This window comes from Floridaenema flaviceps BLCC-F50 (assembly GCF_041929275.2).
Taxonomy (GTDB): Bacteria; Cyanobacteriota; Cyanobacteriia; order Cyanobacteriales; family Aerosakkonemataceae; genus Floridanema; species Floridanema flaviceps.
In genome coordinates this window covers 2,019,473-2,044,056 of record NZ_JBHFNR020000001.1, presented here as the reverse complement: position 1 = coordinate 2,044,056, position 24,584 = coordinate 2,019,473, and the positions used below count along the sequence as shown (strand labels likewise).

Below are 24,584 nucleotides of genomic sequence, written 5' to 3'. Positions count from 1 at the left end.
AGCGGATTCAAATTCCCCTTTTGACAAAGGGGGGAAGCGGATTCAAATTCCCCTTTTGACAAAGGGGGGAACCGAACCGGATTCAAATTCCCCTTTTGACAAAGGGGGGAACCGAACCGGATTCAAAGTCCCCTTTTGACAAAGGGGGGAAGCGGATTCAAAGTCCCCTTTTGACAAAGGGAGGAACCGGATTCAAATTCCCCTTTTGACAAAGGGAGGAACCGGATTCAAATTCCCCTTTTGACAAAGGGGGGAACCGAACCGGATTCAAAGTCCCCTTTTGACAAAGGGGGGAAGCGGATTCAAAGTCCCCTTTTGACAAAGGGAGGAAGCGGATTCAAATTCCCCTTTTGACAAAGGGGGGAAGCGGATTCAAATTCCCCTTTTGACAAAGGGGGGAACCGAACCGGATTCAAATTCCCCTTTTGACAAAGGGGGGAAGCGGATTCAAATTCCCCTTTTGACAAAGGGGGGAAGCGGATTCAAATTCCCCTTTTGACAAAGGGGGGAACCGAACCGGATTCAAATTCCCCTTTTGACAAAGGGGGGAAGCGGATTCAAAGTCCCCTTTTGACAAAGGGGGGAAGCGGATTCAAATTCCCCTTTTGACAAAGGGGGGAACCGAACCGGATTCAAAGTCCCCTTTTGACAAAGGGGGGAAGCGGATTCAAAGTCCCCTTTTGACAAAGGGGGGAAGCGGATTCAAAGTCCCCTTTTGACAAAGGGGGGAAGCGGATTCAAAGTCCCCTTTTGACAAAGGGGGGAAGCGGATTCAAATTCCCCTTTTGACAAAGGTAGGAACCGGATTCAAAGTCCCCCTTGGTAAGGGGGATTTAGGGGGATCTAAAACTTCTGGGTTGTTACGTTAATACTATGTTTGGGAATTTAACCTTATGAAACCAGGGAAAATTTTAACCATTATTACACTCACTTTAGCTATCTTAGCAGCAAGCGGATACTGGTATGTATTCGTTGCTGGTGCGCCGCAGTTAGATCCTCCCCAAGCGGAAGCAAATACAGGATTAAAGTTTGAGCTAAAAACCTATAAAAGTGCTGCAATGGGTGAGGTGCGAACCTACGGTTTAATACTACCACCAGGCTATGCTCAAAATCCTGAAAAACGCTATCCAGTGATTTTTTTGTTACATGGAGGACATGGAGATGCTAGTGCTTGGGAACAAAAGGCAGCTGTTACGACAGTGCTACACGATCTCTACCAAAAGCATCAGTTACCACCGTCAATTGTAATAACTCCTGATGGTAACGATCGCCGAGGAACTAGCCCACTATGGGACTCACAATATTATGATGGCCCTAACGGTAAAGTAGGCACAATGATTGGATCGGAATTAGTACAATTAGTGAAGTCGCGTTACCGGACTTTGCCAAATCCTGAATATTGGGCAATGGGAGGACAATCTTCTGGTGGTTGGGGGGCTTTTAATATTGGTTTACGTCATTTGAATAACTTTAGTATTCTGTTTAGTTCTAGTGGTTACTTTACTGATGTTAGTGGGCCACAAAATAGCCCGCAAAAGTTTATCCAACAGATACCACCAAAAGCGAGGCAAAACTTGCGAGTTTATTTGGATGCTGGAGAAAACGATCGCGATTTTTTGGTTGCTACACGCCAGTTTCATCAAACTTTAAATAGTTTAGGTATTGCTAATCAGTTTAATATGTTTCCAGGCGGACATGGTATTGTCGGGCCGGATGCAGGCTGGAACTATTGGCACAAACATTTATATGATGCTTTGATCTATGTAGGGCAGCAGTTCCAAAAAAACAGCAAACTTTAGGAAAAAATCGCAGTATTATATCTACAACATTAATTGCAATTACAGCCCTAATTTCTTAAACTAAGTTTGGTTAGAGTAGAATTTGGGGTTCAGACTTTGTTAGCAAAGCAAACTAGAGTTGGTTTATGGATAGCAACGCTACTCACAGCATTAATGGGAGTAGTTAATTTGATATCCGCTGTGATACCAAGTTTATCAGAAAGAACTCGGTGGTTGAGGGAAATTGTTCCCTTTGAAATTCGTGCTAGTGGACATATTTTTGCGGCACTGACAGGCTTTATTTTATTAACATTAGCAGCTAATTTATTTCGTCGCAAACGAGTAGCTTTGTTACTGACTATAACGGTATTAATTATTTCGATTTTCAGTCATTTAATTAAAGGTTGGGATTATGAAGAGTGCATACTAGCTGGAGTATTGTTAATTCAATTGCTATTCATGAGGAGAGTTTTTACTGCTCAATCCGATCGCCCTTCTATTGCCCAAGGAATTTTTGTATTAATAGGAGCTTTATTATTTACTACTGCTTATGGAACAGCTGGCTTTTTTATTCTTGATGGTAAATTTGAGGTCGATCGGCAGCCAATTAATTTTAATTTGATCCAAGCGTTCTTACAAACATTGGCTGTTTTTTTTACTGAAGATAACGCTGGTTTAGAAGCTAAAACTCGCTATGGAGAATTTTTTATTAATTCCATTTATGTGGTAGGAACGGCTACACTTGGTTATGCTTTATTTATGTTATTGCGCCCAGTTTTGTTGCGGAGATCGGCGACAGAACAAGAACAGGAGAAGGCGGAAACGATAGTGCGAGAATATGGTATTTCGCCGCTTGCTAGATTAACTTTATTAGATGATAAATTTTATTATTTTAGTCCTTCAGGTAACAGTGTGATTGCTTATGTGCCAAAGGGTAGGGGTGCGATCGCTCTGGGCGATCCCATTGGCCCAAAAGCAGAATTAGCCGAAACAATTTTAGGATTTAATAATTTCTGTTTTCGGAATGATTGGTATCCAGCATTTTACCAAACTGGCTCAAATAATTTAGAGATTTATCGGCTTTTAGGTTGGCGAATTTTGCAAATTGGTCAAGCAGCTATTGTTGATTTAACAACTTTTAGTACTAAAGGTAAAGCCAATCAAAATTTAAGGACTGCTGTGAATCGCTTTACTAAATTAGGCTATGAAGTTAAATTTTACGAACCCCCAATTAGTAAAGAATTGCTAGATAAATTAAAACCTATAAGTGATGAATGGTTGCAGATGATGAAAGGTGCAGAAAAGAGATTTTCTGTAGGCTGGTTTAACGATAAGTATTTACGGAATAATGCGATCGCTGTTGTCCAAAATTCATCAACTGAGATTGCTGCTTTTGCTAACTTGATCTGGGCCAATCAAGCAAAGGAAATTGCTGTTGATTTAATGCGGCGACGTGCTGAAGTGGAAAATGGAGTGATGGAATTTTTGTTTGTGTCCCTGCTACAGCATTATCAACAACTTGGTTATGAAAAATTCGACCTTGGGTTATCAGCGCTTTCCGGGATTGGAGAAAAGCAAGAATCTCCCCGTTTAGAAAAAGCTTTGCGTTACCTTTATCAACATTTAAATCATTTTTATAATTTTCAAGGATTACACAGTTTTAAAGAAAAGTTTCATCCTCAATGGGAACCTCGTTATTTAATATATCCCAGTTTAGCTGCTTTACCAGATGTGATTGTGGGATTGGTGCGGGCGGATTCTGGCGATCGTTTTTTAGATTATCTGCAACCATAAATAGTAAGGTGGAAATTACCCACCCTACTGTTACTAAGAGAATGATTTAAGAAGATGCCTCTTGCAATTCATTAAGACGTGCTAAAACTTCTTTACTATGAATTGATGGGTTAACTCCTGTAAAAATTTCCCGAATTACTCCATTTGGGTCAATAATAAAAGTGTGACGCATGGAAAGTGCTCCTAACCAAGAACCATAACCTTTACTAACTTTGCCATTGGTATCAGCAAGTAAGGGAAATTTCAATCCTTCTGAATCACAAAATTCGGCATGAGTATTTACAGAATCAGCGCTAACACCAATTATTTGGGTATTTATTTGTTGGTATTTGGGCAAATCTTGTTGAAATCTTCGAGCTTCTAAAGTGCAACCAGAAGTAAAGTCTTTAGGATAAAAATAAAGTACTACCCATTTACCACGATAATCAGTGAGTGATACTTCACCATCACCTGTATTTGTAGGTAATGTGAATGTCGGTGCGGGTTGATTTAAAGGAGGAAGTTTTCCGCCAAGGGCATCTGCACCTGGAATAAAGTTAAACCAAGGAAGTAAGGCTAAACAAAGAACGAGTAAGACGCTAAAAATGTGACGATGGAGTTTCATTGGAAGAACAAAAGACGCTACTTCACATAATTTTACAATGTTCTAATTTAAATTTGCTTAAACATTGTAGGGTGCGTTAACGCAGTGTAACGCACCATTTATTACTGGAACGGATCAAGAAAAATCCAGTTAAACAGAAAAGCTACAGATGCTTTGTAGGAGCGGGTTTTGACTTCAATCTGATTGCTGGGCATTCAAAGGTTTTGGCTAAACCGTTCGGCAGAGCTCACGGCGAAGCCCGCCCCTACAGATTTGTATCTATTATTTACGTAAACGATAAGTAGGTGTAAATAAATAAAGTGAGAATAGTTATCTAAGGATGGGGCGGGCTAGGAGAGCCCACCCCACAAGAAAGCTGTAACTCTTGTGGGGTGGGCAGGATGCCCGACGAGAGTTTTCACGATTTTAGGTAAGGAAAAATAATTTTTAGGTTCTGACGCACCCTACGAAATATAATTGCGCTTCTGTGATTTCAAAAATGTAGCTTTGTCAAATCAAGTCAGATAAAAAAAGATAAATTTGATTTGTAATTGCCAGTCTTTATCTTTTCGCGATAATTGAATTTCTCGAATAAACTCACGGAAATAAAATCTGCGTTCTGATTCAGATAAGTCTTGCCAAAATTGAGGAATAGAGACTGCTTGTGCGGTTTCGCGCAAATTTACTGGTGGTAATTCTGCTAGTTTTGATTGAAGTTGAGCAATTTCTGTGCGGAGTTTGTAAGCGCGAATTTGGGAAGTTTCTTGGTCTAAAATTCCTTGTTGAATTAAGTTAGGTAGTTGGGTGAGAATTTGCTGCTTTTGCGCGATCGCACCTGCCAAATTTTTCTTCATTTCTCCCATGTCTGGTAATTGCATTTGAGCAACTGCTAGGGGCAAATCTCGGCAGATAAGTTGAATAGTTTGACCTAATATTTCTTGATAGGAAATTGCTCGACATTTAGGGGATTTAGGACAGTTAATTGGGCGTAAATAAAGATATTCCTTTTCTTTTCTGGGTGTGGTGACTCTGGCGATATTCATGGGCGATCGACATTCGCCACAAACAACTAATCCGGTTAAGGAACGAGGCGCACTGGCGGTACGAGGAGACATTCGTTGATTGCGGCGTAAAAGGCGATCGATCTGTGCTGCTTCTTCTCTGGAAATTATGGCAGCATGAGTATCAGAAATAATTTGATTGTTTTGGTAAGCTAAATCGCCTCGATAAACGGGATTAATTAACCAACGTTTTCCAGTAGATACTGATATTTTTTTCCCATATTTCTTGGCTAAATAACGAACAGCCCCCCGCAAAGAACCAAATAGTAAGAATTGTTCAAAAAAGTAGCGGACTACGGGAGCAGCACTTTTATCTATAATGTATTTATCTTTACCTCGGCGATAACCATAAGGGGCTTTGCCAGGGGGAGGTAAGGCTTTTAAACGATTGCGGGCGTGTCCTTGTTTTAAGCGGCGACTGCGTTGGGTATTTTGAATTTCTTGTAATAGTTTGAGTAAGTCAATTTTGCTGTTTTGCGAAATGGAAGAGTTTTTTTCTTCTACAATCAATTTAATCCCAAGTGATTCGATTTTTTGCAGGCGATCGCATACTTCCTGTACAGAATCTCCTAACTCTGCTAAACTGCGAATTATGAGATTCTCTGGTGGTTCAGTTTGGCTGTCTGTTAAAAGTTTTTCGAGTTGCTGTCGTCCTCCTAAATCTTGGTAAATTCGCTCTACTTCTGGGGGAAAAATAGATGTTTCGGTTGTTGTTTCCCACAGAGGATCGCTGTAAATATAAGCAATGTTTTTTACCATTAGCTTATCAGATGTACTGAGTAAGATGAAGGATTTATCTGGCTAAAATCAGGGAAAAGTAGTGTTGGGAAAGGTGAATTTCATCAAACCTGACTCAACTCAATAATGTTACCATCAGGATCTTGAATGAACAGGGCCAGACGACCGGAAGCACTGACTTGAAAAGGGCAATTATGAGCGATTAATTGTTCTTTGGCAGCATCTAAGTCAGTAACAGAAAAAGCGAGATGGCGATTGCGTCCCCACTTTTCAGAATCTACCAGATCTGGGACTATTTTTTCGGTAACAATTAGGTGAATTTGGAAGTTACCAATTTCATACCAGGCACCGGGAAATTTTAGCGATCGCTCTACTTTGGATAGTCCTAAGATTTTGCCATAGAAATGTTCAGATTGTTCTAGGTTAGTAACGAGAATAGTTGCGTGAAGGCTTTGGGTAATCTGCATGGCTGATCGAGTTATACTAAGTAGCGGTAAATAAATTTATTCCTTGATACCAAATGTGGAATAAATACTAATTTATCATCATTTGAGCAAGTTGCGGTATCTACACAAAGAGGTGTTTAATAACACATAATATCAAAGAGCAGCAGGTGTTTCTATGGTTGAGCCACAGTTGCAGCCGATCGGTGGATGAGTAAATTATTAAGAAAGATTAGATGAAGATAAAAATGTGAGTAGAGGTGAAGGTGATTAGATACAATGTTAAACTGAACATGAATTTATTCTGGAATCAGTGCTAGATTACTAAATAACGCCTGAACCGATACAATTCTAATGGGTGTGAATGATTAACTTTATCTAGAAAGGTGTAATTATGTCAGAAATTAGCAAGGAGGAAATGCGGGAAAGACTGGGAAACATTGACCAGATCCGCGATATTATTTTTGGCCCTCAGTTGCGAGAATATGATAATCGCTTTGAGAAGTTAGAATCTGACATTTCTCTGCTACAACAAGAAATGCGCGATCGCATCGATCAGGTAAAGACAGTTGTATCGACAGAACTACGTTCAGCATTTGATTCTTTAGAGAAAAAACTCAGATCTATTAGCTTAAGTTATCAAGAGGAAATTAGCGATTTACGACAACAAGTTGATCGAGTCAATAAAAAGTTTACTAATGCTCTAGAAGCACTGGATCAAAATCTTGACAGCCAAAGTAGTTCAATTCGCAAAGAACTAACAGAAGGTAGAACTAAATTACAAGAAGATGTTCGGACTTTGAGAATTCAAGTTTTTGAAGAATTAGAGCGACGTTTGACATCTATGAGAGATGCGAAAGTCTCTAAAGATGATGTGGCAGAAATCTTGTTTGAATTAGGAATGCGACTGAAAGGAAATGAATTTGTTCCGCAATTAAAACAAGCTGTAACACTAGATGATGATGATGTTTACACGGATATCCCAATTATAGAACAAAGTAAAAAATGGGAATAATCTAAAACTAACGAGTTGAAAGCTTACGAGATAAGTTTTCAACTCCCTACTTCGGGTACGTAGCTAACAATTAAAAGCAGGGGTTGTAACTTATGAGCTTATCTCCAGAAAATCCAGCTGAAATCAATCAGCTGGAATCTTCTGTTTATCAGTCTAATCACCATAATAAAGAAACAGAAATTGAGGTAGAAAAGCTAATCAACTTATTAGTTGACCTAAAAATTGTACGAACAGACAAATATATTAATAATTTAATTGCTGATAGTACTACTGATAGTAGCGAACAGTTAAATACAGTATCAGAAATTGCTCAACAAGATATAGAAATCGATAATTATGGGGGAGAAAAGCAGGAAGATTCACCAACTGCTATCCCAGCAGCTACAGAAAAACCAACCGAGCAATTGAACTCATTTCCCGAAATTAAGCAGGAATTAGAAATCGATAATTTGGGGGGGGAAAAGCGGGAAGATTTACCAATTGCTATCCCAGCAGCTAGAGAAAAACCAACCGAAGAATTAAACTCATTTCCCGAAATTAAGCAGGAATTAGAAATCGATAATTTGGGGGGGGAAAAGTGGGAAGATTTACCAACTGCTATCCTAGCAGCTATAGAAAAACCAACCGAAGAATTAAACTCATTCACCGAAATTAAGGATAAAGAAGTATCTAAACCTTCCGGCTCATTGTTGGAACATTATGATGATAACGTAGAAGAATTATACGATGCTTATAAACGGTTGCAAGTTCTTTTATTAGAACCAGAATTAGCGGAATTGCAAGCTATAATTGGCAAATTTGAACAAAAACTGGCTAATATTGAGGATCAAATTTATCAGCCGCAGGAATTAGTTAATTTAATTTTGCCAGTACTTTCCGAGTTAATGAATCGAAAGATTAATGATTCCCAGGAATCAAAGGAGTCATTAGTCAATTCTATAACTCCGATCGTTCATGAATTAATTGGAGCTAAAACTCAGCAAGATAAAAACAGTATTGCTGCTGCTATTGCTGCTGCTATTCCACCAGCAATTTCTTTAGAAGTTCGTCAAGAACCGCAGGAAATAGCTCTAGCAATTGCACCGGAAATAGCAATCGCAATTAAGCAGCAAATTAAGTTAGATCCAGAAGCAATGATTGAGGCTCTTACCCCAATTATCGATCGAGTAATTGAGAATAAAAGAGAAGAAGATAAAGAAGCCTTAATTACGGCGATCGCACCTTTACTTCCACCAGCAATTTCCCAACAAATTCGCCAACATCCCCAAGAAATTGCTCAAGCGATCGCGCCGGAATTAGCAGAAGCAATTAAAGAGCAAAAGAAAATAGATGAAAACGCTATCTCCAAAGCACTAGCATCAGAAATGGGGAAAGCGATTAAAGAACAAATAGTGCTGGAACGAGATGCAATGGTAGATGCTCTCTACCCGGTGATTGGTAGCACTATTAGCAAATACATGGCTGATGCGATTCGATCGATTAATGAAAAAATAGAGAATACTTTCAGTTTAGAAGGAATAACTCGCAAAATTCGCGCCAAAATGCAAGGGGTTTCGGAAGCAGAACTAATTCTTAAAGAAGCTATTCCTTTTAAGGTTCGTGCAGTATTTTTAATTCACAAAAGCTCAGGTTTATTAATCGCAGAAGCTCAACCAGAGGACAAAGAAAGACTAGAATCAGATATGGTAGCTGGGATGCTCACAGCGATTCGGAGTTTTGTGAATGATTGTATTGCTCGATCGGGAGATGTTTCGGAAATTGACGCGATCGATTATGGCAATTCTAAAATTGTTTTAGAAGTAGCAGGATACTGTTATTTATCAGTAGTAACTCAAGGGAAAACTCCCCAATGGTATATTCGCAGAATCCAGCAAACTCTCTACAATATTGTGCAAGTTGCTGGTAACGAAATAGAAACTTTTGCCGGAGATCCTGATACTATTCCTGAAAAAGTTCACGAACTTTTATCCCAATTAATTAAAATTGGTGAACCAGCTGCAAAACGTCAAGGATTTCGACCTTCTGGACTGTTAATTGTTGCTTCCTTACTGTTAGGTGCAATCATCTTACCTTGGGGATACTGGCAATATCGTGAAAGCACAGATCGCCGTTTAGAAAAAGATGTAGTTCAAGCTTTAGCATCGACTCCAGAATTAGCAGTTTATCGTTTAGAAGTGCGGGTTGATGATGGGAAATTGCAGCTATTAGGAAATTTACCAAATCAGTATCTCCGCACCAAAGCTGAAGAAATAGCCAGAAAAATTGCCCCCTATCAGTTGTTAGAAAACCAAATTATCGCAGTCGAAGTACCGCCTAATCCTGTAGAAATAGCTTCGGAAATTAAACGGGTAACTTCTACTTTAAATAAAATTAATGGAGTAACCGTTTATTCTCTATACTCAAATGGTAAAGTACTGGTTAAGGGAACGGTATCTCAAATTGAAGATGGGGAAAAAATTACTCAAGCATTCAAGCAAATTCCTGGTGTAAAAACTGTTACTAATACGGTGCAAGTTCAACCGCAAGCGATCGCAACCCGCATCTATTTCGATTCAGGATCGGCAGAGTTAAAAGCAGAGAATAAAAACAAAATTTTGCAAATCAAAGCTTATTTGAATCAATATCCAAACTTGTCTTTGAGAATCATGGGTTATAGCGATCCTATTGGTTCTCCCGATACTAACCTTAAGTTAGCACAAACCCGTGCGGAAACAGTTAAAAATGCTTTAATTATTCAAGGAATAGAGCCTAAAAGATTGCAAGCTCTAGCAGCACCAACACCTCCTTTGGGTGTAGACTCTCAAAAACCATTATGGTTAGCTAGATGTGTGGAATTTCAACCAGCGGTGTCGCAGCAAATCAGTGAATAACTATGTCTACCATCTCGAAGAAAATTTGTTTAGTGGGTGATTTTGGGGTAGGAAAAACCAGCTTGATTCGGCGGTTTGTCGAACGGGAATTTAGCGATCAATATCTTTCAACTGTGGGGGTGAAAATTTCTCGGAAAACTATTGAATTAGCCAAAACTCCTGAACAGAAAGTGGAAAATTTACAATTGATGATTTGGGATTTAGAAGGTCATACTAAATTTAAAGCGATCGCACCTTCCTATTTACAAGGAGCTAGCGGCGCAATTTTAGTTGCAGATGTTACCCGCCAAGAAACAGTCGATCGGTTAACGGAACATTTAAATCTATTTTTGTCAATAAACCCGAAAGGATTTATTATCATTGCTTTTAATAAATCAGACCTATTTGATGAGGAGAAAATGGAGAAATTACTTACTACTTATGACTTTAGCGAGCAGGTGCGAGTCTTATCTACTTATGCCACTTCCGCAAAAACAGGTAAAGATGTCGATCTCATTTTTGAAAAACTAGCTCACAAAATAGTTTTTCCCGAATAAACTATCGGCTGGTTAAACAAAAAAATTTTTTCCAGAGTTTTATGGTCATGTAAATATTCAGGAATTCCCAGATGAAACCATCAAAAATTGAGCAGATTTTTCAAAAAAAATTGTCCTCTATAGACTATTTGCTAACCGATGAAAATTTTAAAGTAGTAGAAATATCAGCGGGAGTGCAAAAATTTACCGAATTTGAATCAGAAGCAATTTTGCATAAAGATGTTAGTGAAGTTTTCCCCGAATTAGTCGGAGTAGAAGACATACTTAGGGAAATTTTACAAGGCGATCGCCAGTATTTCGATTACAAAGGTATTGCGCGTTTAACTAGCTCTAATTCAACTTTATACATTGACCTTTATATTATCAAAAATGATGAAAATATGAGTAATCAATTACTCATAATCTTAGAAAATGTTACGGAAAAAATGCTCCTAGAGCAAACTTTAATTCAAAGAAACAATGAATTAGAACTGTTGTTCAGTAAGCTATCCGCTTCTAACCAATACATCGATAAAATTATCGGCTCAATGGCAGATGCTTTAGTAGTTACTAACCAAGCTGGAAAAATTAAAACTATAAATAAAGCAGCCGAAAAATTATTTGAATATAGTGAAAACGATTTAATTAACCAAGATATATCTATTATTATTAGTAATAATGAAAGTCAACTAAAAATAATTAACGAAGCAGTAATATCTACAGGTGAATGCTTGCCAGATATAGAATTAATTTGTCATACTAAAACGGGAAAACAACTTAATGTAGCCTTTTCTTGCTCTACTATTCCCACAGAAATACCAGGGGTTCAAGATTTCTTATATATTGGTAGAGATATTACCGAAAAACAAATAATTGAACAGGAAAGAAGGCGGATAGAAAAACGTTTATTTGCACAGTATTTTATCAGTCGTTACCTTTCAAATTCAAACAATCTTAAGCAAGCATTACCAAAAATTCTCCTCTCAGTATGTGAAACTTTAAGTTGGGATATAGGCGAATTTTGGCTACCACAAATAAACTATGAAAAGACTCAATTAGAATGTTTAGAAATTTGGTTTAAACCATACCTAAAAGTTGCCGAATTTATTGAAGTAACTAAGCAAACAGTTTTTCAATTAGGTGAGGGTTTACCGGGAAAAGTTTGGCAAACAGGTGTTCCTCAATGGAGCAGTGATTTAGTTAATGATGCTAACTTTGTGCGATCGCAACTTGCAGCAAATGCTGGAATATCCAGCGCTTTTGCATTTCCGATTCTTCATGAAAACGAAGTTTTAGGAGTGATGTGTTTTTTTAGTTGCCAGCGCCAAGAATGCGACGATCACTTATTACAAACAATGGTAACTATTGGCAATCAAATTGGACAATTTATGCAACGGGAAAGAGCAGAATTGGCACTGCGCCATGAACAAGAGCAAACCGAACACTTGTTGCTGAATATTTTACCGTATAAAATTGCCCAAAGATTAAAACGTCACCCCAGCACTATTGCTGATTATTTTAGTGAAGTTAGCGTAATGTTTGCTGATATTGTTGGGTTTACACAGCTTTCTTCGAGAGTATCGGCAACGGAACTGGTAGAAATATTAAATGAAATTTTTTCGGAATTCGATCAATTAGCAGAAAAACATAAATTGGAAAAAATTAAAACAATTGGCGACGCTTATATGGTAGTAGCAGGGTTGCCAAAAGCGCGGGAAGATCACGCGATCGCGATCGCAGAAATGGCGCTCGATATGCAAGCAACAATTGCTCAATATAATGAAGAAACCAACAACTCTTTAAGTATGCGAATTGGCATTAATAGCGGAGATGTAGTTGCTGGCGTAATTGGGACGAAAAAATTTACTTATGATTTGTGGGGTGATACCGTTAATATTGCTAGCCGCATGGAATCTCATGGATTGCCAGGAAAAATTCAAATAACAGAAGCAACCTATCATTATTTGCGCGATCGCTACTTATTTGAACAACGCGGATATATCGAAATCAAAGGTAAAGGAGAAATGCTCACCTATTTCTTAACTGGGAGAATTTAAAATGCCAGAAAATAATCCCCAATTAACCCCAGATGAACTCCAAGAATGGCAGATGAAAATTACTATTGCCAACCTGCATAATATTCTCTGCCACTGTCGTCACTGTCACAAAGAATGGGTAGCATCCACTTATGAAACCTGTAGTTGTGGAAGTACAGAAGTCGAACATATTCTTTGCTGGCAATTTCCTGACGACTAACACCCCTGAGATCCCCGACTTCTTGAAGAAGTCGGGGATCTAAATTTCTGAATCACCCGATCGGGCGATCCTATTGTAGGACGACGACAACCAAGAAAATTTAGGAAGCTTAAGTAATAATAAGCAAGCGAGTTTGAGCAGAGTATGAAAATAATTAAACTGCAAACACTAAGAGGGCCAAACTACTGGAGTATTAACCGACACAAACTAATTGAAATGTGGCTGGATCTCGAAGAAATGAACGAAATTTATTCAAACGAGATTCCCGAATTTTATGAAGGATTAATCCAAATTTTACCTAGTTTAGAAGAACACTTTTGCTCACCGGGACATCGCGGAGGTTTCCTCAAACGAGTTAAACAAGGCACATTAATGGGGCACGTTATCGAGCACGTTGCCTTAGAATTACAAACCTTAGCCGGAATACGGGTTAAATTTGGTCGCGCCCGTTCCACATCTAAACCAGGAGTTTATCGCGTCATATTTGAATATCGCCAAGAAGCCGCAGGTCGTTATGCCGCAAAAGCCGCATTAAGATTAGTCGAAAACATTATCGATCGCGGTTACTATCCCGAAAAAGAACTAAAATTAGACTTAGAAGATTTAAGAAAATTAAAAGCAGAAACATCCCTTGGTTTAACCACTGAAGCTATTCTGAAAGAAGCCGAAGCCCGAAAAATTCCTTGGACAGAATTACCAGCCAGAGGTATTGTTCAACTAGGCTACGGCATTCATCAACGACGCATTGTTGCCGCCCAAACTAGTAACACCAGCTTGTTAGGAACTGAACTCGCTTGCGACAAAGAAGGCACAATTACAATGTTGCGGGAAGCAAATTTGCCAGTTCCCAAAGGCACAGTAATTTACCGTTTGCGCCAATTAGAAAATGCCATTGAAGAAATTGGTTTTCCCATTGTAATTAAACCTTTAGATGGCAATCATGGCAGAGGAATCACTTTAAATATTAACTCTTGGCGTGATGCCGAATCCGCTTATGATTTGGCAAAAAGTGAATCCAAATCCGGCGGAGTTTTGGTAGAAAGATATTACAAAGGACGGGATTTCCGCGTATTAGTAATTAACGGCAAAGTTGTCGCCGTTGCGGAAAGAGTTCCCGCCCATGTTGTCGGAGATGGTAGATCGACAATTGCGGAATTAATCGCCCAAGTCAACAAAGATCCTCGTCGGGGTGATGGGCATGAAAATATCCTGACTCGGATTACAATTGATGAACATAGCGAACAACTTTTAGCCGAACAAAGATTAAGTTTAAATAGCATTTTGGAAAAGGGAGAAATCTGCTATTTAAAAGCAACTGCTAACTTGAGTACTGGGGGAACTGCGATCGATCGCACCGAAGAAATTCACCCCCAAAATGTTTGGATCGCTCAAAGAGCGGCAAGAATTATCGGTTTAGATATTGCCGGAATTGATATTACTTCCCCGGAAATTTCTCGCCCATTAACCGAAGTAGATGGCGTAATTGTTGAAGTCAATGCAGCGCCGGGATTAAGAATGCACTTGCAACCAAGCGAAGGCACACCGCGCAACGTTGCTGCACCAATTTTGGATATGTTATATCCGCTCGATCGCCCCCATCAAATCCCCATTGTCGCAGTCACAGGAACTAACGGCAAAACCACCACAACTCGCTTAATTGCTCATATTTTGCGCCAAACCAAAAAAACCGTAGGTTACACCACCACCGACGGCACTTATATCGGTGATTTCTTAGCAGAACCAGGAGATAATACAGGCCCACAAAGCGCCCAATTAATATTGCAAGATCCCTCGGTAGAAGTGGCAGTTTTAGAAACAGCTAGAGGTGGGATTTTGCGTTCTGGTTTAGCATTTTCTCAATGCGATGTTGGGGTTGTTTTGAATGTTTCCGACGACCATTTGGGATTACATAATATTAACACTTTAGAAGACATGGCTCATGTTAAAAGTGTGATTGCAGAAGCAACTAGTCCCAATGGTTTTGTAGTATTAAATGCTGACGATCCATTAGTAGCAGCAATGGCAAAAAGCGATCGCCAAAAAGCGAAAGTAACTTACTTTTCAATGGATCGTTGGAATCCGATAATTTGGGAACATATCAAAAATGGTGGAGTCGCCGCAGTTTATGACAATGGTTACTTATGTTTCCTTTCCGGCGAAAATGTAATTCAAGTCGAACTTGCGGTAAATATTCCCTTAACTTTGGGCGGAAAAGCACCTTTCATGATTGCCAATGCTTTAGCTGCTTCCCTTGCTGCTTATGTGCAAGGCGTGAAAGTGGAAGATATTAGCACCGCTTTACGAACTTTCCGCGCTTCAGTGGAACAAACTCCCGGAAGAATGAATTTAATTAGTTGGGCAAATTTTCAGGTTTTATTAGATTATGCTCATAACCCAGCTGGTTATCAAGCTTTAGGTCAATTTGTGGGGAATTGGTCAACAGGAGAACGCATCGGTGTAATTGGCGCACCAGGCGATCGCCGTGAGCAAGATTTGCGGAAATTAGGAATGTTAGCTGCCCAAATTTTCGACCGAGTTATTATTAAGGAAGATGAGGATAATCGCGGTCGTAATCGAGGGGAAGTTGCCGCTTTAATTCGGGAAGGAATTACTCAAGAAAAGCCCGATTTTCCCTACGAAATTATTTTGGATGAACAAACAGCGATCGAAACAGCTTTACTCAAAGCTACCGAAAATAGTTTAGTCGTAATTTTGCCCGATAAAGTCGATCGCGCCTTAGATTTACTCAAACAACCCGTCATGATCTAGCAGTACGTTGTTGCGCTTGGGCGCTCTTATTAGCGCTAAAGCGCAACAACGTACCTACCTTATTTTAATTCCCGATCCCTACTTACCACAAACCAAGCTAATCTACATTTTTAACACTTTTCGTCGCTGCATTGCTTCCCCAACAGTAATGTTTAACTCGTTGCCAATTAGCAACACCAAACAACTGAGATAAATCCACAACTGTAGCACTATAAAACCGCCCACAGCACCATAAACTCGATTAAAATTTCCATAACTAGAGACATAAATTTTAAACCCTTGAGACAGAATTGCCCATGCTAATGTAGCGAGAATTGCCCCTGGTAAAATGGGAGTTCCCGCAATCCAACGACTAGAGCCAAAACGGTAAATAAAAGCGATCGTTAACGCCGCAATTCCTAAAGCCAGAGGTAAACTTAAGCGTTGCCAAAATCTTAAAATATCAAATCTCATCAAGGTATTTTGACTAGCAGCAAAATTTACCAAATAATCAGTAATAAATACTAACGCTACAGCACTAATCAATAAAAACATAGTTGCTATTGTTAGCGTTATAGAAACTAATCTAGCTTTCCAGAAAGGTCGCATCTCTTCTTGAGGAATTCGCTGTATTTTATCCAGCGCATACATTCCCGCACTCATTCCCGCAGAAGCCGACCAAATCCAAAAGAAAAAACTCAGAGAAAATAATGATTGACTTTCAGTTCTCAGCACTTCTTGAATAAAGCCACCCAGGAGAAATGCTACTGCATCTGGTACAACTTTCGTCACTCTAATTAACAGAGTTTGAAAAGTAATTTTTAAGGGATTAAATAAACCAATTGCTGCTAGAAATGCCATAATCGCTGGAAACAAAGACAGCATCAGGTGATAAGTCATTTCAGCAGCTAAACCTGGTAATCTCTGACTGAAAGTGCGCTTTAGGACTTCCTGCACAACAGCAAAGTTAAGGTACTTAAAAAACCGGAAAAATCGAGTTAACAGCATTGTTTTATCAAAGATTTCCACCTTAGTTTAGACTGAACTTGAGGCACAATTAAAGCTTTATTTTAGTGTACTGACCGCATTGGCTCAGTTCCTCAGTTCGGGAAGTTAAGTAAACTATCGTATCTAAACATACATTAAATCCTTTAAGGAAACTGTTCAATAAAAACACTTGCACAATAGACTTTCTCTGCATTAAATGCCTGTTTGTATTGCCTTTTCTCAGCATATTAATGCTAAAAAATTTACTAACTAATCAACAATGCTCCAGAAAATTAGAGACTGTAGGGTGTCATACCACACCCCTAAAACTCTGAGAAATTGTAAATTCTTCCTAGCTAGATTATTTACAAAACTAGAGTTTGGCTGTATTATTCAGTGAATTTTTGTAACAAAATCGAGCAATTATTCTGTATACTCAAATGAGTGCAGAAACAAGATATATGGACTTAGCGTGAAAACGTCGTTTATAGTTCTAGTGGGACAAAATTTATGCTGAGAGTTGAACCCCAAAACCGCCCCCTACTAAAACAAGGAATGAAAGGAGATTGGGTGGTATTTCTGCAAGATCAGTTAAATGGATGTGGCTATGGGCCAATGAATTTAGATGGAGATTTTGGCTCCCAAACATTAGCAGAAGTTAACAGATTTCAAAAAAATATCGGTCTTAAGGTAGATGGCATTGTTGGTAGTATTACTTGGACTAATCTTGATAAACACAAAAAAATAATTGGCTGGATACCAGAGTGGCCTAGTTCCTTAACTCTAAGAGGAATGGCTGGTGCTGATAGTTTGCAAAGAGTGCAAGCTTTTATGATTCCAGAAGCTCAAAAACTTATGGGCACTCTTCCACGTTTTTGGGGCAGATATTTCCAAGGTAATCTTAGTTCTGGAGAATACTTCCGGGCTACGGAAAATCAAATTCTCCGAAATGCAGGAATTAGAATTTTACCCATCTCTCGCCAAACTAATAGAGTAGATGAAACTCAACAAGTAGGAGAACAATTAGGTAGTCTTCATGCGAGAGATCTTTTAAACACTTTTGGAGAAAGTTATTTAGCTTCCATACAAGTAGACGGCTTGTATTTTTTCCTAGACGTGGAACCAATAGATCCTTTATCTGTCGGTTTTTATATAGGCTGGTCAACAGCGGTAATTAAAAGCAGTACTAGGGTCAGATTTTTGCCTGCTGTTTACCTGAATGCAGCAGATAGTACTACTACTAAAAACCTGAGTACAGCCATGAAATCTGGCGCACAATGTCATGGTTTATGGGTGGCTCATTACGGGAATAATCAGGCTCTAATTTCCCCTTGGGACAAAAACCAAGCTAGAGTAGCTACCCCAGTTCCCTGTAAAGTTCTCATGCGTCAATATGCGGGAGATATTAAAAACGGATTATACGATTTAAACCAAATGAATCCATTTTTAGATAATCAAGAATTAGTCCTCAAGAGATTGATTTTACCTCCGGCATAACTATTAAGCTATCCTCCCAAGTCTTCTCGTTAGGAATTGGCAAATAAATCCTCTCTTTATGATAATTTGGGAGGAAATCCAAGATCTAGTAAGGTTGATTTATGGCTTTTAATATTAATGTTCTAAAATTAGAAACAATTAGAAAAGGCTCGACAGGGCTTTATGTCAGCGCTTGGCAGCAATTTTTACAGTTCAAAAATTTTTCAATTGGGGCAGCTGATGGATCTTTTGGTGTTGTAACAGATACAGCCACTCGGAACTATCAGCAAAGAAATAATTTACCTGTAAATGGAGTGGTAGATACTACAACCTATCGCAAAGCTTTAGAACAGGGATATCTATTTTTTGTGCCTAATCGTACTGCTAATATGATTTTAAGTTATCTCAATTTTGGGATAACAGAAATTAGAGATTTGCAGCGAAGTTTAAATGTGATAGGCTCTTTGGTTCCCCCATTAGCAATTGATGGTGATTTTGGCACGACGAGTGTAGAAGGATTAGGCGAAACTTACAAAAAGATAGATATCAATTTTCGTCCTAGATTAGAACAAACTCTTTCCCCAACAACTAAACAGAAATTAGGCGCAGATTTGCCAGCAGCTTTAGATAATATTACCGAATATGCAAGAAGATTAAGACAACAATTAAGTGGTGCTAATTGGGTAAACTTTTTTCCTGGTAGAAATACAATTGCTGATTTAGTTTCACCATTTCGCCAAAGAGTCGAAGCATTTGAGCAAGCACTACGGGCAGCAGGTGCCAAAATAGTAATTGCTAGTGTTTATCGACCGCCACAAAGGGCTTATTTAATGCACTATTCGGTGAAGATTTCTCGTGGAGAAATTGCACCACAAAATGTGCCTTCTTATCCCGGCGTAGCTATTGATTGGGTACATTATACAAATGCTGCTTCTGTGCAAGCGGCGCGAGATATGGCAAATGCTTATGGGATTGGTAGTAATCCTGTGGCGTTAGTTTCTCGCCATACTCAAGGTTATGCAATTGATTGGGAAATTACTTGGGAAGGAACATTAAATGTGAAAAATGCTCAAGGGACTATAGTTAGTATTGGTGAACCTCGGACTAGTTATCAAAATACTGTTCTTTGGCAAGTAGGCGCTACTTATGGTGTAATTCACTTGCGATACGATCCGCCTCATTGGTCGATCGATGGAGGTTGATTAAACAGGTTCGTTGTGAGGACTTTAGTCCTTCTATCTGACAAGGCAACGACTAAAGTCGTTACAACAAACTTGACGAACTTAAAAATTAGCTGCTGTGGATGGTGTCCAATCTTCACCAATACGCAGGGTTAAATCGGATTTAATATCTCCAATAGAAGCAGGTTCAATATTACCTATTCCTAAAGCTGATTGTAATTTTTCTGCTGCTTTAATATCACCTTTTTGGACAATGATTTGGGTTTTTGTTTGGTTTTCGGGCCAATCAGGAATTACATAAATATTGCGGAAACCTAATTTTCTTAAATATTGAGCGGCGCTATTAGTTATGTTTGGTTGACCAGAGGCATTTTGAATGGCAATGCGAACTGAAGTTTTGGGATTATTATCATTCTCTGTGGCAATTTCCTTAGCTTCTACACTGAAATAGTCTTGCATGAGGCGATCGCGCTTCTCCCGATCAATCACCCAATAACTCCTGCCATCAAACTCTCCCGTTTCACTAAATCGACCCGGTAACATTACCATTTTAATATCAGTTTGTTGCAAGTTCAGCCCAAAATTTGCCAAGGCTAACATTTCTTCCCAATTTATATTAGTATCCACATAGTTTTTCATGACTGACATCATTTGTGGTAAGCGAGTCAAAATACTGGGATTTGTTAAACGTTGTTTGACAGCTTTTAATAATAACTGTTGTCTTTGGACTCTACCAATGTCGCCATTTTCATCTTGACGGAATCTCGCAAATTGTTCTGCTTGTGCTCCATTGAGAGTTTGTAACCCTGGTTCTAAATTAATTTCTAAATGTTGAGTGACATCTTTATAGTGCATTTTTTTCGGCACAAAAACTTCTACCCCACCAACTAAATCAACTAATTGACGAAATGCTTCGGTTGTGACTCTGAGATAGCGATCGATCTGTACACCATCCAAAGTTCTACTAACAACTTCAGCGGCTAAAGCTGCACCACCATCAGCATTTGCTTGGTTAATTTTATCAATACTTAAAAACGGATTGTCTACATGAGTATCGCGGGGAATAGAAAGCATTTTCACCGAGTTATCGCTGGGGTCTAAACGCAATAATAATAATGTATCACTGCGACCATTTAAACCAGCAGGTGAGTCTTTCGGTGCATCAGGAACTCGGTCAATTCCCATGACTAAAATATTAATTGGTCGCGTCATTTTATGAACGGCAAACTTTTGGATAATATCAGTTAGCGATCGCATTTGGTGTTCTGGTGCGACAAAAGGTAAAGGTGCAAAAATCCCCAAAGTAAGTCCCAAACTAGCAGCAACAGCGGTTGTTACACCAAATGCTAAACCCCACAAAAGACTTTGATTTTTTGCAGCTGATTGAATTCGCTTTACTGCGCTAGTTTTTAAAGTTTGCCATCGCTGAACTGGAGAAGTTTTCTCCGTTTCTGATGGAAAATTAGCCGACTGAGACTCGGAACCATTATTGATTGGTTCTGCGCTATCCATTTTTAACACTCCTATCACACCAAAAGCAATTTGACTTGCTTGTATTGCGTCAGTTGAATTTACTAACTTGAACAGATGAAAAGGCTAATTTCCTTTTTTGTCAAGTCACAGCATTATACAGGGATTATGTCATATTGCGTAACAGTATAATATGAAACCGCTCCAGGCGCTCCAGAACGCAGAAGAAGAGAAGAGAAGAAGAAACCGGGTTTTTGCCTAATTGCGGGCAAAATCCGGTTTTTGGGAGTGGTTTAGATTGGCGATCGCAAATCTGGCTGTATACTATTAAACAAATTTTGCCAATTTTCTCCAGTGGAAGCGGTTTCTGTTTCTTTCACTTCAAAGGTGAGGTAACAAGCTTTTGGTTCTTCTAACGCCTGTACGCAAAGTTCGGCGATATCTTCCCGACTTACTTTTCCACGAATGTTGTCGCCTTGTTCAAAAACTAAAGTTTTGCCTCCTGCTTCTTCAGTTAACGCACAAGGTCTGATAATTGTATAAGCAATTCCACTTTCTCTGACGCTATCTTCTCCCCGCAATTTCCAAGTTAAAATTCCCCCTAACGCATCATTCATTCTCACAGCTGGGGGTTCTTCTTCTAAGTTAATTCCCGGACGACCTGGACGAGTTACACCAGCAGAGCTTACTAAGATAAACTGAGGTAAACTCGCACCATTGTAAGCTTTAATTGTTTCGATTTGCAAGGCAAAACCGCCTGGAGTAAAGTTAGGATTGAGTGCGCCATCATATTCAAATTTGCTCAACATTAATTGGCAAGAACGAATTTGACTAGCATCAATCTTTTCGCCATCGGGTACAGTTTTGGCGCGAAAAACGGGAACTAGATCGGCAAAAGGAATGCGAATATCGATCCAAGTATTTGCGATCGTGTCAAAGGAATAGCTATAACCAATTCCATCCCATTTGGTGTCGGTACGCAGAAAGAATTTATAACGTTTGCCATCACCTTTAACGCGCAAATCAACACCTTCGTAAGCAGATAAATCTAAAGGTGTATCAAAATTGCGAGTGCGAATGGAAGCGAACCCTCCCGAATTAGCAGTGGAAACATTACCAGCAAATAAAGCAGTATTATCTACTAATTGGATATTGCTGGCGCTAACTCCACCCATCACTACATCATCGATCGCACCCCAAACATTTTTGATATCATCGTTAGCATTACGAAAATCAAAAATTATTTTTTCGTCAGGTTTCCCTAAATATTTCGCAGCTGCTTGCACCAAGTTTTTCACACCTTGGTATTCTACAATTTCGGGAGAATCTACCACTTCAGGCATATAAAATTTCACCCCTTGATAGTACTTTTCCCGGTTAGGAGTGTCGCCTTCCACAGGTTGCACACGCGCACCTGTACAACAAATTACCGCAGTAATATTTTGGAAAACTTCTTCCGTTAAAGTTTCCGGTTTGGTAATATCACCTGCGATTAATTCGAGGTTATTACCCAACATTTCTCTTGCTTTTTCCACATTTCGCACCAAGGCGCGTACTGAATATCCGCGTTCTAGAAGTCGTTTTACTACGCGCTTTCCTACACCGCCAGTTGCACCAGCTACTAATACTACTCCCACTCTTTTTCCTCCCTTAAATTGAGTAGATTTTTCCTTGAAATTTCCTGAAAATATCCTCTGAATGCAGTTGACAAAGGGAATTACCTCAAAGTAAGTGAGAGTTTGGAAAAATCTGCCAAATTCCCAAGGTGCTCGATTATTTGCTGCCATAGTCTATCCTGTTTCTCAGTGCGATCGCCCACCTTTATTTTAATGAATCTAGATCCCCGACTTCTTCAAGAAGTCGGGGATCTGAGAGAATAGCATTAGTCCCTAAGATCCCCGACTTCTTCAAGAAGTCGGGGATCTGAGAGAATAGCATTAGTCGCTAACTTCCGATCGTGATGATATCTCAACCGCAACTATTAACCGATCCATTTCTGCAACTTCCTACAGAAAACTCGATTCGAGTAGTTTGGTTTACAGAATTTCCCGGTTCTCGCCACACCGTTACCTTTGGTTATGACTTGGACAAAATTGTTAGCGCCAACACAATTAAACTAAGTCGCACCCGCGAAGATCAAAAGTCAAAATTTGGGGAACAAACCGAAGAAAACCAAGTTTATCAAAAACCAGTTGTGCGCGATATTTGGCGACATGAAGCAGAAATAACTAATTTAATTCCAGGGAAACGAGTTCCTTATCGAGTAAAGAGTGAAAGGGAAGATGGGAAAATTGTGAGTAGTGAAATTTTTACTCTTGCAGCTAAACCTTTACCGGGAACAGCTTTAAAAATTTTGCTGACTTCCGATCATCAATTAAAACCAATGACTGCTGCTAATTTGCAAAAACTAACTGAAACAATTGGCGTAGTTGATGCAGTTTTCTTTGCAGGTGATTTGGTGAATGTACCCGATCGCGCTTCCGAATGGTTTGATGACAACCGAGGTAATGCTTTCTTCCCCTGTTTGCAAGGAAAAGCTAAATCTGAACTAGAAAAAAATGGTACTTTTACTATTTACAAAGGCGGAGAAATCATTCAACACGCGCCGATATTTCCCGCCATCGGAAATCACGAAGTTATGGGTAAATTTTCCCTAGAAAGCAGCTTAAGCGAACAATTTTATGATGCTTTTCCCCAAGAACTTGCCAAACAAATGTATCAGGATAAAGCTGAGATTCCCGAAGAACTCTGGTTAAAAGATTACTCTTTTAATACCGATACTTACCAAGAAATTTTTACTTTACCTAATGATAGTTTTGGCGGTGAAAAATATTATGCAATTACTATTGGTGATGTGCGTTTAGTAGTTTTGTTTGCTGCTTGTGCTTGGCGCAGTCCTAGTCTTGCAAGTAGTATTAAGGGGAAGTATCGGGAGTGCGATCGCGATTTAAACAACCCTATAAATTGGGGATACGGACAACATATTTTCGAGCCAATTCATCAAGGTAGCCCTCAATATCAATGGTTGGAAAAAGAATTAAACAGTCCCGAATTTAAACAAGCAAAATATAAAGTAGTAATGTTACATCATCCTCCCCATTCTTTAGGTGATAATGTTGTTCCTCCATTCACCTATCCGGTGCAAATAATCGATCGAGATGGCGATGGCACAATTAAATCCATTCACTATCAATATCCCAAAGAAAAAGATTACTTAATTCGGGATATTGAACCATTACTCAACGCCGCAAAAGTACAATTAGTATTATTTGGACATTCCCATTTATGGAATCGTTTCATTAATTCCAGTGGCGTTAACTTTCTAGAAACTTCCAACGTTGGTAACTCTTACGGTGCAGCTTTAGGCAATAACAAACGACCTGTACCTATTAACAATTCCGAAAATTATGCGGCAACTGGCGACCCCAACGGATTAGATCCAATATTACCAACAATTGCACCTTTAGTTGATGAAAGCGATCGACCAATGCCATATATTGCCAGTAATGATATCACTGTTTTTAGTATTTTAGATACTGCCAATGGTACAGTTAGCAGTTATTGCTTTGATACGCGAGAACCAAATTCTCAAGTAATTAAATTTGATGAATTCTATATTTTAATTTAGACTATCGATATCTAGCTCTCGTAACTCCTTAGCCGCCGACT

General features: G+C 39.1%; 17 protein-coding genes. 11 read left to right on the top strand and 6 right to left on the bottom strand.

From position 1 onward, the window contains the following. The first annotated feature begins 893 nt into the window (after positions 1–893). The gene (locus ACE1CI_RS09765) at positions 894–1,799 is read left to right on the top strand and encodes an alpha/beta hydrolase (RefSeq protein WP_413267503.1); all 906 of its coding nucleotides are present in this window, start codon (positions 894–896) and stop codon (positions 1,797–1,799) included. 96 nt (positions 1,800–1,895) lie between these two features. Continuing rightward, on the top strand, positions 1,896–3,572 hold the full coding sequence (locus ACE1CI_RS09760) for a phosphatidylglycerol lysyltransferase domain-containing protein (protein ID WP_496615369.1): 1,677 nt from the start codon (positions 1,896–1,898) through the stop codon (positions 3,570–3,572). A gap of 46 nt (positions 3,573–3,618) precedes the next feature. Here the strand turns inward: ACE1CI_RS09760 and ACE1CI_RS09755 are convergent, their stop codons facing one another. From ACE1CI_RS09755 to ACE1CI_RS09745, 3 genes are all read right to left on the bottom strand, one after another. Continuing rightward, positions 3,619–4,176 carry a peroxiredoxin gene (locus ACE1CI_RS09755; protein WP_413267505.1) on the bottom strand — a complete coding sequence of 186 codons (558 nt, stop codon included), beginning with the start codon at positions 4,174–4,176 and terminating at the stop codon, positions 3,619–3,621. Positions 4,177–4,670: 494 nt separating this feature from the next. Next, positions 4,671–5,975, bottom strand: a complete 1,305-nt coding sequence (locus tag ACE1CI_RS09750) for a recombinase family protein (protein WP_496615368.1) — start codon at positions 5,973–5,975, stop codon at positions 4,671–4,673. Between the two features lie 83 nt (positions 5,976–6,058). Next, positions 6,059–6,421 (bottom strand): VOC family protein, encoded by a 363-nt coding sequence (locus ACE1CI_RS09745; RefSeq protein WP_413267507.1) that lies wholly within the window; start codon positions 6,419–6,421, stop codon positions 6,059–6,061. A gap of 370 nt (positions 6,422–6,791) precedes the next feature. Here ACE1CI_RS09745 and ACE1CI_RS09740 point away from each other — a divergent pair, with 370 nt between their 5' ends. From ACE1CI_RS09740 to cphA, 6 genes are all read left to right on the top strand, one after another. Then, complete coding sequence (locus ACE1CI_RS09740) at positions 6,792–7,412, top strand: hypothetical protein (RefSeq protein ID WP_413267508.1); 621 nt, start codon at positions 6,792–6,794, stop codon at positions 7,410–7,412. 92 nt (positions 7,413–7,504) lie between these two features. Next, positions 7,505–10,282, top strand: coding sequence for a BON domain-containing protein (locus ACE1CI_RS09735; RefSeq protein WP_413267509.1), 2,778 nt, complete (start codon positions 7,505–7,507; stop codon positions 10,280–10,282). Positions 10,283–10,284: 2 nt separating this feature from the next. Beyond that, complete coding sequence (locus ACE1CI_RS09730; RefSeq protein ID WP_413267510.1) at positions 10,285–10,818, top strand: Rab family GTPase; 534 nt, start codon at positions 10,285–10,287, stop codon at positions 10,816–10,818. Between the two features lie 71 nt (positions 10,819–10,889). After that, positions 10,890–12,854 (top strand): adenylate/guanylate cyclase domain-containing protein, encoded by a 1,965-nt coding sequence (locus tag ACE1CI_RS09725; RefSeq protein ID WP_413267511.1) that lies wholly within the window; start codon positions 10,890–10,892, stop codon positions 12,852–12,854. Position 12,855: 1 nt separating this feature from the next. After that, the gene (locus ACE1CI_RS09720; protein ID WP_413267512.1) at positions 12,856–13,053 is read left to right on the top strand and encodes a hypothetical protein; all 198 of its coding nucleotides are present in this window, start codon (positions 12,856–12,858) and stop codon (positions 13,051–13,053) included. A gap of 144 nt (positions 13,054–13,197) precedes the next feature. Next, positions 13,198–15,822, top strand: coding sequence for a cyanophycin synthetase (cphA, locus tag ACE1CI_RS09715; RefSeq protein ID WP_413267513.1), 2,625 nt, complete (start codon positions 13,198–13,200; stop codon positions 15,820–15,822). A gap of 102 nt (positions 15,823–15,924) precedes the next feature. Here the strand turns inward: cphA and ACE1CI_RS09710 are convergent, their stop codons facing one another. Then, entirely contained in the window at positions 15,925–16,809 is an 885-nt protein-coding gene (locus ACE1CI_RS09710; RefSeq protein ID WP_413267514.1) for a YihY/virulence factor BrkB family protein, read from the bottom strand. 489 nt (positions 16,810–17,298) lie between these two features. Here ACE1CI_RS09710 and ACE1CI_RS09705 point away from each other — a divergent pair, with 489 nt between their 5' ends. Further along, complete coding sequence (locus ACE1CI_RS09705) at positions 17,299–18,285, top strand: peptidoglycan-binding domain-containing protein (RefSeq protein ID WP_413267515.1); 987 nt, start codon at positions 17,299–17,301, stop codon at positions 18,283–18,285. 101 nt (positions 18,286–18,386) lie between these two features. Beyond that, a complete protein-coding gene (locus ACE1CI_RS09700; RefSeq protein WP_413267516.1) occupies positions 18,387–19,466 on the top strand; it encodes a peptidoglycan-binding domain-containing protein in 1,080 nt (359 codons plus the stop codon). An 81-nt stretch (positions 19,467–19,547) separates the two neighbouring features. Here the strand turns inward: ACE1CI_RS09700 and ACE1CI_RS09695 are convergent, their stop codons facing one another. Both ACE1CI_RS09695 and ACE1CI_RS09690 read right to left on the bottom strand, forming a co-directional pair. Beyond that, positions 19,548–20,957, bottom strand: a complete 1,410-nt coding sequence (locus ACE1CI_RS09695; protein WP_413267517.1) for an LCP family protein — start codon at positions 20,955–20,957, stop codon at positions 19,548–19,550. A gap of 251 nt (positions 20,958–21,208) precedes the next feature. Beyond that, positions 21,209–22,702, bottom strand: coding sequence for a CIA30 family protein (locus tag ACE1CI_RS09690; RefSeq protein ID WP_413267518.1), 1,494 nt, complete (start codon positions 22,700–22,702; stop codon positions 21,209–21,211). Between the two features lie 173 nt (positions 22,703–22,875). Here ACE1CI_RS09690 and ACE1CI_RS09685 point away from each other — a divergent pair, with 173 nt between their 5' ends. Next, positions 22,876–24,543, top strand: coding sequence for a purple acid phosphatase family protein (locus tag ACE1CI_RS09685; protein WP_413267539.1), 1,668 nt, complete (start codon positions 22,876–22,878; stop codon positions 24,541–24,543). The last annotated feature ends 41 nt before the right edge of the window (positions 24,544–24,584 follow it).